The 12,909-nt window shown below is 65.4% G+C and carries 11 protein-coding genes; 9 read left to right on the forward strand and 2 right to left on the reverse strand.

The window, feature by feature from the left end; translation table 11 throughout:
• Window position 1: 1 nt before the first annotated feature.
• Both O0881_RS21860 and O0881_RS21865 read right to left on the reverse strand, forming a co-directional pair.
• The gene (locus O0881_RS21860) at window positions 2-481 is read right to left on the reverse strand and encodes a hypothetical protein (protein WP_289913037.1); all 480 of its coding nucleotides are present in this window, start codon (window positions 479-481) and stop codon (window positions 2-4) included.
• Window positions 456-1,526, reverse strand: coding sequence for a hypothetical protein (locus O0881_RS21865; protein WP_289913038.1), 1,071 nt, complete (start codon window positions 1,524-1,526; stop codon window positions 456-458). The genes O0881_RS21860 and O0881_RS21865 overlap by 26 nt, the downstream gene beginning before the upstream one ends.
• A 119-nt stretch (window positions 1,527-1,645) precedes the next feature.
• On the opposite strand from O0881_RS21865, the gene O0881_RS21870 reads away from it, so the two are divergent.
• From O0881_RS21870 to O0881_RS21910, 9 genes are all read left to right on the forward strand, one after another.
• Entirely contained in the window at window positions 1,646-2,260 is a 615-nt protein-coding gene (locus O0881_RS21870; RefSeq protein WP_289913039.1) for a GNAT family N-acetyltransferase, read from the forward strand.
• Between the two features lie 66 nt (window positions 2,261-2,326).
• Complete coding sequence (locus O0881_RS21875; RefSeq protein ID WP_289913040.1) at window positions 2,327-4,000, forward strand: amidohydrolase; 1,674 nt, start codon at window positions 2,327-2,329, stop codon at window positions 3,998-4,000.
• A gap of 118 nt (window positions 4,001-4,118) precedes the next feature.
• Entirely contained in the window at window positions 4,119-5,822 is a 1,704-nt protein-coding gene (gene hutU / locus O0881_RS21880) for a urocanate hydratase (RefSeq protein ID WP_289913041.1), read from the forward strand.
• Window positions 5,823-5,841: 19 nt separating this feature from the next.
• Window positions 5,842-7,401, forward strand: a complete 1,560-nt coding sequence (gene hutH / locus O0881_RS21885; RefSeq protein ID WP_289900202.1) for a histidine ammonia-lyase — start codon at window positions 5,842-5,844, stop codon at window positions 7,399-7,401.
• 20 nt (window positions 7,402-7,421) lie between these two features.
• Entirely contained in the window at window positions 7,422-8,210 is a 789-nt protein-coding gene (hutG, locus tag O0881_RS21890) for an N-formylglutamate deformylase (protein WP_289913042.1), read from the forward strand.
• Window positions 8,195-9,571, forward strand: coding sequence for a formimidoylglutamate deiminase (locus tag O0881_RS21895; RefSeq protein ID WP_289913043.1), 1,377 nt, complete (start codon window positions 8,195-8,197; stop codon window positions 9,569-9,571). Before hutG ends, O0881_RS21895 begins: the two co-directional genes overlap by 16 nt.
• On the forward strand, window positions 9,571-10,146 hold the full coding sequence (locus O0881_RS21900) for a HutD family protein (RefSeq protein ID WP_289913045.1): 576 nt from the start codon (window positions 9,571-9,573) through the stop codon (window positions 10,144-10,146). The genes O0881_RS21895 and O0881_RS21900 overlap by 1 nt, the downstream gene beginning before the upstream one ends.
• 12 nt (window positions 10,147-10,158) lie before the next feature.
• The gene (gene hutI, locus O0881_RS21905; protein ID WP_289913046.1) at window positions 10,159-11,385 is read left to right on the forward strand and encodes an imidazolonepropionase; all 1,227 of its coding nucleotides are present in this window, start codon (window positions 10,159-10,161) and stop codon (window positions 11,383-11,385) included.
• A gap of 84 nt (window positions 11,386-11,469) precedes the next feature.
• Window positions 11,470-12,900, forward strand: a complete 1,431-nt coding sequence (locus O0881_RS21910; protein WP_289913244.1) for a glycine betaine ABC transporter substrate-binding protein — start codon at window positions 11,470-11,472, stop codon at window positions 12,898-12,900.
• The last annotated feature ends 9 nt before the right edge of the window (window positions 12,901-12,909 follow it).

Here is a 12,909-nt window from a genome sequence, read left to right on the forward strand (position 1 = left end):
ATTATGGGTGTGATAGATGGGATGGACAGATTTCAGTGCGCCACTCCTGCATGTCGCTGTCAATAGGAATGACTTTCTGAGGTCCGGCCGCCGTCGCCACTACGCAGAATTTTCCTTGGTAACCATACGTTGGATCGGACGGATCTTTGGGGCTGCCATTCAGGAATACGCTATAGAAATGCCCGGGTATCAGTTTTTCTGCGCGTATGCCCGTCGCACCGGTAGGCACGTTTCCATAGCGGATGCATGTGCTGGCACGGATGGATAAGGGCATTTCTGGCGGCAGGGAGAACCCCCATACTTCCTTTACCGGTTGCACGGACATGTCTGAAACCATGAGTGCGCCAAGAAATGGCAGGCCATTGCGTGCCTCTTCTTTTTTTGTAATGGAGAAGCAGGGCATGCCCTGCGCCGACTGGATAACTGCTTCTGCCATGCGGGAATATGCCCATGTGTCAGGGAATATCGAATATAGGTTCATGGTCAATATCGTTACCAGGCAAGTTTTTCGGGCTCTTGCGGTCGTTAAAAAAATCATTGAGTACCTTTTTAAACAGTTCTCCGGAGTTTTTATAGCGTTGCTGGCGCATGGCACGAGTGGAAGTTAAAAATCTCAGCACAAAGTAGTCCGCCAATAAATCACCTTGCGCTTCCATGTCATGGCTGGATAATTTCTGATTGGGGAGCAAGGTATATTTGTAGTCCAGCCCCAAGCGAATGGCTCCCCGCAGTTTTACTTGATATCCGAGTTGGTACTGCCAAACATGAACCATTTCGTGCATAAACCAGTGTTTCAGACTATCTTTTTCTTTGGAAAAGTCCTCCTTGTAGTCCAATACATGAAAATAAATCTCCCCATCCGGCGTCATGGCCACATCCTTCGGCTGCAAGCCAAACCATAGATACGGTTCGCCATGCACCTTGACCTTGCCGTAGTCGATCGCATCCTGGAACAGCATCCACGCCATGTCGATCTCGCCCTTGGTCAGCGGGCGAACCTTGTCCTTGACTTTGACCTGTTTCACGGACGAGCCGACATCCTTGTCGGTCGTCTTGATGCCATCGAGCTGGACGACCTTGACGGCAGGCGCAGCGTGTTTTGGCGCGGCGGCGCAGCATGGTGATTTGTCCGCGTGCGGCAGGAATTCGGCCTGGGTGATTTGTTCCTCCCGCTTGCTGGCGATACGCCCTGTGCGCCCCTTCGTATCCGTCGTCCCCGTCCACGTTTCACCGTTGCTCAAAGTGAGGCGATAGTCGGCGTGCGCCAGCGGTGCGTTGGCTTGCGAGACGAATTCCAGCTGCTCGTCATAACCGCAGCACCAGCATTCGTCGGGCTGGCCGGCCAGGCGGTGCAGTTCGCAGCCGCTTGTCGCGTTGCGCAGGGCGGCGCCCAGCACGGGCTGGCCATCGGCGCTGAAGGTGACGATCATGCCGTCGAAGCGCGCGCCCAGGCTGTTCTTCTGGTGCGCCACGAGCTTGAAGAACACGTCGCACGCGGTGGTGCTGATGACATGGTGCCTGGCCATGGGGTATTCCACCTGAAAACGTCAGCGTAGACCCGTGGCGTCTGCAAGTATTGACTGGGCGCAAAGCCTACGCGCTTGCGTTAAGATGCCGGGCGTTTCAATGAGAAGAAAGAGCCCCCATGTCCAGCCCATCCAACATCGAATCCTCCCGCACCGCCCGCAGCCTAGCCGCCGCCCTGATCGGCGATCCGTTCTACCGCACCGTCACGGTGGCGTGCGGCGACGACGAGGCGGCGCGGCTGGCCATGCTGGAAGCCTACTTCGCGCTGGCGCTGGCCGAGGGTGAGCAAGCGGGGCGCGTCGACCTGGCGGATGACGCGGGCAATGGCGCCGCCATCTGGACGACGGATACGCCGGCGGCCCTGCGCCAGGCCGCGTATGCGCAGCGCGAAGCCGCCTTGCGCGCGCTGCTGGGGGAGCGGGGCTTTGCGCATTTCACGGCCATCGTCGCGAACATGGAGCACGCGCTGGCGCCGCATGGCCTGCAAGACGCGTGGTATCTGTCGATCGCCGGCATCGCTCCCGCCGCGCAAGGGCAGGGGCTGGGCGCGTCCGTGCTGGCGCCGGGCCTGGCGGCCGTCGATGCGGCCGGCGCCGCGTGCTTCCTGGAGACCTACAACGAGCGCAGCCTGCCGTTCTATGCCCGCCTGGGCTTCGTGGCGGCGGGCCGCTACGCGGAAGCCGTCACGGGCTGCGATTACTGGCTGATGGTACGAGCGCCCCGTGCTGCCTGATTGACCATTTTGCCAATTTCTATACACTCGTCTTTTTTCTAACGACTAACAGACCTGGAGATGGAAATGCCGACCTTGCCACTGCGCCGCACCCTGCTCACGCTCGCCTGCCTGGGGACCCTCGGCCACGCGCATGCCGATACCGTCATCGACAATGCCAACGGCTACACGCTCAACGCAGCCGGCAAGGTGGTGCGTTTCACGGCGCTGGCCTTTGACGACGGGGGCAAGCTGCTCGCCGTCGGCAGTGCCGCGCAGGTGAAACGCAAGGCGGCCAAGGGCGCCATCCATGTCGACGTGCAGGGAAAAACCGTGCTGCCAGGCCTGATCGACGCGCACGGCCACGTCTTCGGCCTGGGGACGATCGCCAGCGGCGTGATGCTGTACGGTTCCGCCTCGCTGCCGGCCGCCGTGCAGGCCGTGGGCGACTTCGCCAAAGCGCATCCCGAGCGCAGCTGGGTGATCGGCAATGGCTGGAACCAGGAAATCTGGAAGCTGGGACGCTTTCCCACGGCAGCGGAACTCGATGCGGCCGAAAGTGCGCGGCCCGTGTGGCTGCGCCGCGTCGATGGCCACGCGGGCTGGGCCAACAGCCGCGCGCTGGCGCTGGCCGGCATCACGCGCACCACACAAGACCCGGCGGGCGGCAAGATCGAACGCGATGCAGATGGCAATGCCACCGGCGTGCTGGTCGACAGCGCCATGGACTTGATGGACGCCGTGCTGCCCAAGCCGGGCGACGTGGAAAACCGCGCCGCCCTCGATGGCGCGCTGGCGCAGCTGTCGCAAGTGGGTCTGACCAGCGTGCACGATGCGGGCATCGGCCAGATGCAGGACCGGCTGTTCCGCGACTATGCGGACCACGGCAAGCTGACAGTGCGCGTGTACGGCATGATTTTTGACACGACGGAAGACTTCGACGCGCTGTCGAAAAACGGCCCCTTGAATAGCTATGCGCGCGACATGTATGCTTTGCGCGCCGTCAAACTGGTGTCCGACGGCGCCCTGGGCAGCCGCGGCGCGGCCCTGCTGGCGCCGTACAGCGACGATCCGACCACACGCGGCCTGCTGTTCTACCCGGACGGCGCCATGCGCGCGAAGATGGAAAAGGCCATGCGCGCCGGCTACCAGGTGAATGTGCACGCCATCGGCGACGCGGGCAATCACCAGATCCTCGACGGCTATGCAGCCTTGATCGCGCAATACCGCGGCGCGGGCCTGCGCCACCGCATGGAACATGCGCAGGTGGTGCAATTGAGCGACATCCCCCGTTTCAAGGCCCTGGGCATCGTGCCGTCGATGCAGCCCACGCACGCCACGTCCGACCAGAACATGGCGGAGCAGCGCGTGGGCCATGAGCGCATCAAGGGCGCGTATGCGTGGCGCACCTTCCTTGCGCAAGGTTCGCGCATCGCCTGCGGTTCCGATTTTCCCATCGAGTCGCCGAACCCGTTCGAAGGCATCCACGCGGCCGTCACGCGGCAAAACAGCGAGGGCTTCCCGGCCGGCGGCTGGTATCCGCAGCAAGCCATGACGGTGACGCAGGCGCTGCGCTGCTTCACCCTCGACGCGGCTTGGGCGGCGCACCAGGAAAAGGTCATCGGCACCCTGGAAGCGGGCAAATGGGCGGACTTCATCGTCGTCGACCAGGACCTGTTCAGCGTGGAACCAAAGGCCATCGGCAAGACGCAGGTGCTGCAGACGTGGGTGGCGGGCAAGCGCGTGTTCGAGAAAAAATAAGGATTTGACGCCTGCAAAAACCTGTTGACTTGGTTGTATAGACAACCTATGCTGGGAGTACCAGAGCGGGCCAGGTATCGGGCCAGGTACGTCCGCTCGCACCCTACGAGGAGACAGCATGAACAGCACAATGGACACCGATCCACGCTTTGATGCCAGCCGTACCATCCGCGCCCCGCGCGGCACGGTCATGGCTTGCAAGAGTTGGCAGGCCGAGGCGGCCTACCGCATGTTGCAAAACAATCTGGACCCGGAAGTGGCGGAAAATCCGCAGCACCTGGTCGTCTACGGCGGCATCGGCCGCGCGGCCCGCAACTGGGCCTGTTTCGACCAGATCCTCGCCTCGCTGCGCGAACTGGAAGACGACCAGACCCTCCTGATCCAGTCCGGCAAGCCGGTGGGCGTGTTCCAGACCCACGCGGATGCGCCGCGCGTATTGATCGCCAATTCCAACCTGGTGCCGAAATGGGCCAACTGGGAACATTTCAACGAACTCGATCGCCAGGGCCTGTTCATGTACGGCCAGATGACGGCTGGCAGCTGGATTTACATCGGCACGCAGGGCATCGTGCAGGGCACGTATGAAACCTTCGCCGAAGCGGGGCGCCAGCATTTCGGCGGCGACTGGGGCGGACGCTGGATTTTGACGGCGGGCCTGGGCGGCATGGGCGGCGCGCAGCCGCTGGCCGCCACCATGGCGGGCGCCGTCTCGCTCAATATCGAATGCCAGCAAAGCAGCATCGACTTCCGCCTGCGCACGCGCTACCTGGACAAGCAGGCGGCCAGCCTGGACGAAGCCCTGGAACTGGTCAAATACCACACGGAGCGTAAGGAAGCCATTTCCATCGGCCTCCTGGGCAACGCGGCCGAAGTGCTGCCGGAGCTGGTGCGCCGCGCCAAGGCGGGCGGCCTGGTGCCGGACCTGGTGACGGACCAGACGTCCGCGCATGACCTGGTCAACGGCTATCTGCCGCGCGGCTGGAGCGTGTCGGACTGGAAGGCGGCGCAACAAGACCCGCAGCGCCATGCGCGCCTGACGGTGGCCGCCGCCGATTCCTGCGCCGCCCACGTGCAAGCCATGCTCGATTTTCACGCCATGGGCGTGCACACCGTCGATTACGGCAACAACATCCGCCAGGTGGCGTTCGACCAGGGCGTGCAAAATGCCTTCGACTTCCCCGGCTTCGTGCCCGCCTACATCCGCCCGCAGTTCTGCGAAGGCCGCGGCCCGTTCCGCTGGGTGGCCTTGTCGGGCGACCCGGAAGACATCTATAAAACGGATGCGAAGATCAAGGAGCTGTTCCCGCACCACGCGCAGGTGCACCACTGGCTGGACATGGCGCGCGAGCGCATCGCCTTCCAGGGCCTGCCGGCGCGCATCTGCTGGCTGGGACTGGGCGAGCGCCACATCGCCGGCCTGGCCTTCAACGAGATGGTGCGCACGGGCGAGCTGAAGGCGCCCATCGTCATCGGCCGCGACCACCTCGATACGGGGTCCGTCGCCAGCCCGAACCGCGAGACGGAAAGCATGAAGGACGGCACGGACGCCGTTTCCGACTGGCCGCTGCTCAACGCCATGCTCAATACGGCCGGCGGCGCCACCTGGGTCTCGCTGCACCATGGCGGCGGCGTGGGAATGGGGTATTCTCAGCATGCGGGCATGGTTATCGTGGCCGATGGCAGCGAAGCGGCGGCGAAACGCCTGGCGCGCGTGCTGGTCAACGACAGCGGTTCCGGCGTGATGCGCCATGCCGATGCCGGCTACGAAACAGCGGCCGCCTGCGCCAAGCGCAACGGCCTGATTCTTCCCATGATTCCTTGAGACCTCGATTCGAATGACTATGACACAGCATGCCAAAAGTTGGACCCTGAAACCGGGCGCGATGACCCTGGCCGACCTGCGCGCCGTCTGGGCCGCGCCGGCAAAATTGACCCTCGCCGCCGAGGCCTATCCCGTCATCGAGGCATCGGCCGCCGCGGTGCAAGCCATCGTCGCCAAGGGCGACGCGGCGTACGGCATCAACACGGGCTTCGGCCTGCTCGCCAAGACGCGCATCCCCGATGAAAAGCTGGAGCAATTGCAGCGCAACCTGATCCTGTCGCACTCCGTCGGCACGGGGGAACTGCTGTCGGACGCCGTCGTGCGCCTGATCATGCTGATGAAGATCGGCAGCCTGGCGCGCGGCTTTTCCGGCGTGCGCCCGCTGATCGTCGATACCCTGATCGCGCTGTACAACGCGGGCATCATGCCTGCCATTCCCGCCAAGGGGTCCGTCGGCGCCTCGGGCGACCTGGCGCCGCTGTCGCACATGACCCTGGCCATGCTGGGCGTGGGCGACGTGCGCGTCAACGGCGAATTGATGGCGGCCCCCGAGGCGCTGGCGCAGGCGGGCATCGCGCCCGTGGTGCTGGCGGCGAAAGAGGGCCTGGCCCTGATCAACGGCACGCAAGTGTCGAACGCGCTGGCGCTGCATGGCCTGTTCATGGCCGAGCGCCTGCTGGAAGCGGCCATGGTCACGGGCGCGCTGTCGCTCGACGCGGCCAAGGGCAGCGATTCGCCGTTCGACGCGCGCGTGCATGCCGTGCGCGGACAGCCGGGGCAGATTTTGGCCGCGCAGATGTACCGCCAGCTGGTGGCGCACAGTGCCATCCGCGCCTCGCACCTGGAAGGCGACGAGCGCGTGCAGGATCCGTACAGCCTGCGCTGCCAGCCGCAAGTCATGGGCGCCTGCCTCGATTTGATCGGCAACGTGGGCCGCACCCTACTGATCGAAGCCAATGCCGTCACGGACAACCCGCTGATCTTCCAGGATGGCCCCAACGGGCAGGCGGAAATCGTCTCGGGAGGCAATTTCCATGCGGAGCCTGTCGCCTTTGCGGCCGACACCTTGGCGCTGGCGATTTCCGAAATCGGCGCGCTGGCCGAGCGCCGCATCGCGCTGCTGATCGACGCCACCTTGTCCGGCCTGCCGCCTTTCCTCGTGCGCGACCCGGGCGTCAATTCCGGCTTCATGATCGCCCACGTGACGGCTGCCGCGCTGGCGTCGGAAAACAAGTCGCTCGCGCATCCGGCCAGCGTCGACAGCCTGCCGACGTCCGCCAACCAGGAAGACCATGTGAGCATGGCCACGTTCGCCGGGCGCCGCCTGGACGACATGGCGCACAACACGGCCGTCATCGTCGGCATCGAGCTGCTGGCCGCCGCGCAGGGCATCGATTTCCACCGTCCGCTGAAAACCTCGCCGCACCTGGAACATGTGCATCACCAGTTGCGCCAGAAAGTGCCGTTCTTCGACGCCGACCGCTTCTTCGCGCCCGACATCGAAGCGGCCAAGCAGATGGTGCTGCAGGGTGAGTTGAGCAGCACGTGCAAGAATTTGTTCGCCCCGCTGTACGCTTGAGCTGGAGCAAGGAGACAAGCATGGATTTCCGCTTTAATGAAGGCAGCATCCCGCTGCTGGTGTCGATGCCCCACGTGGGCACCGACATACCGGACGATATCGCCGCGCGCATGACGCCGCAGGCCCTGGTCAAGGCCGACACGGATTGGCATCTGCGCGAGCTGTATGGCTTTTTGCAGGAGATGGATGCGTCCGTGCTGTCGGCGCGTTGGTCGCGCTACACCATCGACTTGAACCGCCCGCAGGAAGACACGAATCTGTATCCGGGGCAGGATACGACGGGCTTGCTGCCCAACGATACTTTTCATCGCGAGCCGCTGTACCTGGCCGGTCGCGAACCGGATGCGCAGGACGTGCGGCAGCGGCTGCAGAGTTACTGGGCGCCGTATCATGCGCAGCTGCGCGCGGAACTGGACCGGCTGCTGCGCGTGCATGGCGCCGTGGTGCTGTGGGATGCTCATTCGATCGCCTCGCGCGTGCCGCGCTTCTTTGACGGCAAGCTGCCCGACCTGAACTTCGGCACGGCCGATGGCGCCAGCTGCGATGCGGGCCTGACGTCCGCCGTGGTCGATATCGCGCGCGCGCAGGATGCATTTACCGTGGCCTTGAATGCCCGCTTCAAGGGCGGCCATATCACGCGCCGCTACGGCCAGCCGGAAGGTCGCGTGCATGCGATCCAGCTGGAGATGTGCCAGTGCCTGTACATGGATGAAACGGAACCGTTTGGTTACAGGCCCGACCTGGCGGCGCAAGTGCAGCCGCTGCTGCGCCAGATGATGGAAGCGGCCGTGGCATGGGTGGCGCGTTGAGTGCGTCCCTGTTTGCGCGCCATGCGCTGCTGCCGCAAGGCTGGCGCCGCGACGTGCTGCTGGAATGGGACAAGAATGGGGATTTGACGGCGGTGGCGGAAAACGCCGCGCCGCCTGCCGGCGCCGAAGTGGCCGAATATGTCTTGCCCGGCATGGTCAACCTGCATTCGCACGCGTTTCAGCGGGCGCTGGGCGGCATGACGGAGATTGCGGGTGACGGGCCGGACAGCTTCTGGACCTGGCGCGACTTGATGTACCGCTTCGCGCGCCACATCACGCCGGAACAGATGGAAAGCATCGCCGCGCAGCTGTTTGCGGAATGCCTGCGCCATGGCTACACGGCCGTGTGCGAATTTCACTACCTGCAGCGCGATGCGGCCGGCGCGCTGTATGCGCGTCCTGCGGAAACGGCGGAACGGGTGCTGGCGGCGGCGCGCCTCAGCGGCATCGGCCTGACCATGCTGCCCGTGCTGTATAGCCATGCGGGTTTTGGCGAGCAACCCCTGAAGCCGGAGCAGGCGCGTTTTCGCACCGGTGCGGACGATGTCTTGCGCATCGTCGAGGCGCTGGCGCCGCAGCGCGGCGGGCAGGTGGAGGTGGGATTTGCGCCCCATTCGCTGCGCGCGGCCGGCGTGGCGCAGATCAAACAGGTGGCGCAGGCACTGCCCGCGGGCCGCCCCATCCACATCCACATCGCCGAACAGCAGGGCGAGGTGCGCCAGTGCCTGGACTACAGCGGCCGGCGCCCGGTGCAGTATTTGTACGAGCAGGTCGACGTCGACGCGCGCTGGTGCCTCGTGCATGCCACGCATGTGCAGCCCGACGAGGTGGCGCTGATGGCCGCCAGCGGCGCCGTGGCGGGCCTGTGCCCGACGACGGAAGCGAACCTGGGCGACGGCCTGTTCCCGCTGGCCGAATTCATCGCTGCCGGCGGGCGCTTTGGCGTCGGCAGCGACAGCCATGTATCGCAATCGCCCGTCGAGGAATTACGCTGGCTCGAATATGGCCAGCGCTTGCAGCGGCAGCAGCGCAATGTCGCCGCCACGCCGGAAGAGCGCCATGTGGGCGACTACCTGTGGCAGACGGCCCTGCAGGGCGGCGCGCAGGCGGCCGGGCGCAAGCTGGGCGCGCTGGCGCCTGGCTGCCGTGCCGACTTGCTGGTGCTCGACGAGGCGCATGTGAACCTGTGCGGCGTGGCCATCGAAAATATGCTGGGCAGCGTACTTTTCTGCGGCAATGACAACCTGGTGCGCGACGTGCTGTGCGGCGGCCAGTGGCAGGTGCGCGACGGGCGCCACGTGGCGCAGGACGCCATCGCCGCCGCCTACAAGCGCACGCTGGCGCAACTGAGGGCGCTCTGATGGCGACCTTCATCCCGCAGGAATGCCTGCGCGCCGCGCCGTGGAAAAACGGCGGCGGCAGCACGATGGAAATCGCCATTGCTCCGCCCGGCGCCAGCCTGATGGAATTCGACTGGCGTATCAGCCTGGCGACGATCACGGCCAGCGGGCCGTTTTCCAGCTTTCCCGGCGTCGACCGCAGCCTGATGCTGGTCGATGGCGACAGCGTGCAGCTGACGCTCGATGGTGCGCGCAAGGTGACCTTGAGCGCGGCGCAACCGATGCTGTGGTTTCCCGGCGAAGCGGCCGTGGAGGCGCAAGTCAGGGGAACGACGACGGATTTCAATGTGATGACGCGGCGCGACCGCTGCCGCCACCAGCTGGAAAAAATCACGGCCCCGTGCCGGCTGGTGCGGCGCAGCGCGGCGACCTTGCTGTTTGTCGCCGGCGAAGGCCACGTGCTGGCGCGCGGTGGCGAGCAGCAGTTCGCGCTGGCCCGCCATGACGCGCTGCTGCTGGACGCCGACGATGCGCAGGAATGGCGGCTCGACGCCTTGCAGCGTTCGCCCGTGCTGTGCGTCGACCTGTTTACCTAGGGAGAAAAAGCGATGCAAGACTGGGACCTGGTCATCCATAACGTCCACCTGGCCACCATGGAGCACGGTTATGGCGAGCTGCTCGATGCGGCCATCGCCGTCAAGGATGGCCGCATCGCCTGGTTCGGCGCCGGCGACGAATTGCCGGCCAGCGGCGCGGTGCTGCACGACGGCCAGGGTTGCTGGCTCACGCCCGGCCTGATCGACTGCCACACGCACATCGTCCACGCGGGCAACCGCAGCGACGAATTCGAGGCGCGCCTGAATGGCGCCAGCTATGAAGACATCAGCCGGGCCGGCGGCGGCATCATGTCCACCGTGCGCGCCACGCGTGCGGCCAGCGACGACGAATTGCTGCGGCAAAGCCTGCCCCGCGTGCTGGCGCTGCTGGCCGAGGGCGTGACCACCTTGGAGATCAAGTCCGGCTATGGCCTCGACGCGGCCAGCGAAGCGAAGATGCTGCGCGTGGCGCGCAGGATAGGGCAAACACTGCCCGTATCCGTGCGCACCACCTTCCTTGGCGCGCACGCGCTGCCGCCCGAGTATGCAGGTCAGGCCGATGCGTATATCGAGCTGCTGTGCGCGCAGATGCTGCCCCAGCTGGCCGGCGACGGCCTGGTGGACGCCGTCGACGCCTTTTGCGAGCGCATCGGCTTTACGCCGGCGCAAACGGAATTCCTGTTCGAGGCGGCGACGGCGCTGGGGCTACCTGTGAAACTCCATGCCGAGCAGCTGTCGGACCTGGGCGGCGCGGCGCTGGTGGCGCGCTATGGCGGCCTGTCGGCCGACCACCTGGAATTTTTGTCGGCAGAGGGCGTCGCCGCCATGGCGCAGCATGGCACGGTGGCCGTTCTGCTGCCGGGCGCGTATTACTTTTTGCGCGAGACGCAGCCGCCGCCCGTGGCGGCCTTGCGCGCGGCCGGCGTGCCCATGGCCGTGTCCACCGATTGCAACCCGGGCACGTCGCCCATGACGTCCCTGCTGCTGGCGATGAACATGGCCTGCACCCTGTGGCGGCTCACGCCGCAGGAAGCGCTGGCCGGCTGCACGATCCATGCGGCGCGCGCGCTGGGGCTGCAGCAGGAAACGGGCAGCCTGGCGGTAGGCAAGCGCGCCGATTTCGCCCTGTGGCGCATCGCGCGCCCGGCCGACCTGGCGTATGCGCTGGGCCTGAACCCGTGCGCGGGCGTGGTGCATGGCGGTGTCTGGCGCGCGCCGGTGGTAAGCTTGCCGGATTGATCATCCGTCCCGGAGCGCCGCGTGCGTCTTGCTTACTTGCTGTTGTTACTTGTCTTCGCCGCCGCGCCCATATCCTCCCTTGCCATGGACGGCGGCACCCTGAAGGTGGGTTCGAAGCGCTTTACGGAATCGTATATTCTCGGCGAAATCGTCAAACAGAGCGCTGCGCCGCACGTCAGGGCGGAACACCGCCAGGGCCTGGGCAACACGGCCATCGTGCTGGCCGCGCTGCAGGCGGGCAGCATCGACGTGTATGCCGAATACATGGGCACCATCGCCAGCGAAATCCTCAAGCACGACAAGGCCATTGATCTGGCGCAGATGCGGCGCGAGCTGGCCACGCTGGGCCTGGGCGTGGCCGTGCCGCTGGGCTTTAACAATACGTATGCGCTGGCCATGCGCGGCGATGAAACGGGCATCGCCAGCCTGGCGCAGCTGGCACAGCATCCCGCCCTGAAATTCGGTCTGTCGCATGAATTCATCGGCCGGGTCGATGGCTGGCCGGGCCTGGCCGCGCGCTATGGCTTGCCGCAGCGCCCGCGCGGGCTCGATCACGGCATCGCTTACGAGGCGCTGGCGCAGCGCCAGGTGGATGTGATCGACATTTATTCGACGGACGCGAAGATACGCCAGTACGGCTTGCGCGTGCTGTCCGACACGCAGCAGTATTTTCCCCGCTACGACGCCATGCTCTTGTACCGGCTCGACGTGCCGCAGCGTTTTCCCGCCGCCTGGCTCGCGCTGCAAGGCTTGCAGGGGCGCATCAGCGAGAGCGACATGATCGCCATGAATGCGGCCGTGGAAATCGATGGCAAGACTTTTTCCGGCGTGGCGCTCCAGTGGCTGGCCTCAGGCGCGCAGGCGAAAAAACCGGCCGCCGCGCGCAGCAAGCTGCTCGATAAAATCATCGGCGACGATCTGTGGACCCTGACGCGCCAGCACCTGACCCTGGTGCTGCTGTCGGTGGCGCTGGCGTGCCTGATCGGCATTCCGCTGGGCGTGCTGGCGGCGTTGTCGGCGCCGCTGCGGCAAACGGTGCTGGCCTTCGTCGGCGTGCTGCAGACGGTGCCGTCGCTGGCCTTGCTGGCGATATTGATCCCGCTGCTGGGCATGATCGGCACCGTGCCGGCGCTGGTCGCGCTATTCGTGTACGCCTTGCTGCCCATCGTGCGCAACACGTGCACGGGCATCTTGCAGGTGCCGCAAGGTTTGCGCATGGCGGCGCTGGCGCTGGGCTTGAGCAAGCGCGACCGCTTGCTGCACGTGGACTTGCCGCTGGCCTTGCCGGTGATGCTGGCGGGCATCAAAACGGCGGCCGTGATGAGCGTGGGCACGGCCACCATCGCCGCCTTCATCGGCGCGGGCGGTTACGGCGAACGCATCACCATCGGCCTGGCACTGAATGACAACGACATGCTGCTGGCCGGCGCGATCCCCGCAGCCGTGCTGGCCCTGCTGACGCAAGGCTTGTTCGAACTGGTGGAGCGCTGGGCCGTTGCCGGCCGGCAGCACTGACGGCATCAC

Source organism: Janthinobacterium sp. SUN100, assembly GCF_030397705.1.
GTDB lineage: Bacteria > Pseudomonadota > Gammaproteobacteria > Burkholderiales > Burkholderiaceae_D > Janthinobacterium > Janthinobacterium kumbetense.

What these genes read in the sequence shown, in the direction of transcription:
- hutG (WP_289913042.1), top strand. Translation starts at nt 7,422, where the DNA reads ATGGATTTCCGCTTTAATGAAGGCAGCATCCCGCTGCTGGTGTCGATG.
- hutU (WP_289913041.1), top strand. Translation starts at nt 4,119, where the DNA reads ATGAACAGCACAATGGACACCGATCCACGCTTTGATGCCAGCCGTACC.
- hutH (WP_289900202.1), top strand. Translation starts at nt 5,842, where the DNA reads ATGACACAGCATGCCAAAAGTTGGACCCTGAAACCGGGCGCGATGACC.
- O0881_RS21870 (WP_289913039.1), top strand. Translation starts at nt 1,646, where the DNA reads ATGTCCAGCCCATCCAACATCGAATCCTCCCGCACCGCCCGCAGCCTA.
- O0881_RS21910 (WP_289913244.1), top strand. Translation starts at nt 11,470, where the DNA reads ATGGACGGCGGCACCCTGAAGGTGGGTTCGAAGCGCTTTACGGAATCG.
- O0881_RS21865 (WP_289913038.1), bottom strand. Translation starts at nt 1,526, where the DNA reads ATGGCCAGGCACCATGTCATCAGCACCACCGCGTGCGACGTGTTCTTC.
- O0881_RS21900 (WP_289913045.1), top strand. Translation starts at nt 9,571, where the DNA reads ATGGCGACCTTCATCCCGCAGGAATGCCTGCGCGCCGCGCCGTGGAAA.
- O0881_RS21895 (WP_289913043.1), top strand. Translation starts at nt 8,195, where the DNA reads ATGGGTGGCGCGTTGAGTGCGTCCCTGTTTGCGCGCCATGCGCTGCTG.
- O0881_RS21875 (WP_289913040.1), top strand. Translation starts at nt 2,327, where the DNA reads ATGCCGACCTTGCCACTGCGCCGCACCCTGCTCACGCTCGCCTGCCTG.
- O0881_RS21860 (WP_289913037.1), bottom strand. Translation starts at nt 481, where the DNA reads ATGAACCTATATTCGATATTCCCTGACACATGGGCATATTCCCGCATG.
- hutI (WP_289913046.1), top strand. Translation starts at nt 10,159, where the DNA reads ATGCAAGACTGGGACCTGGTCATCCATAACGTCCACCTGGCCACCATG.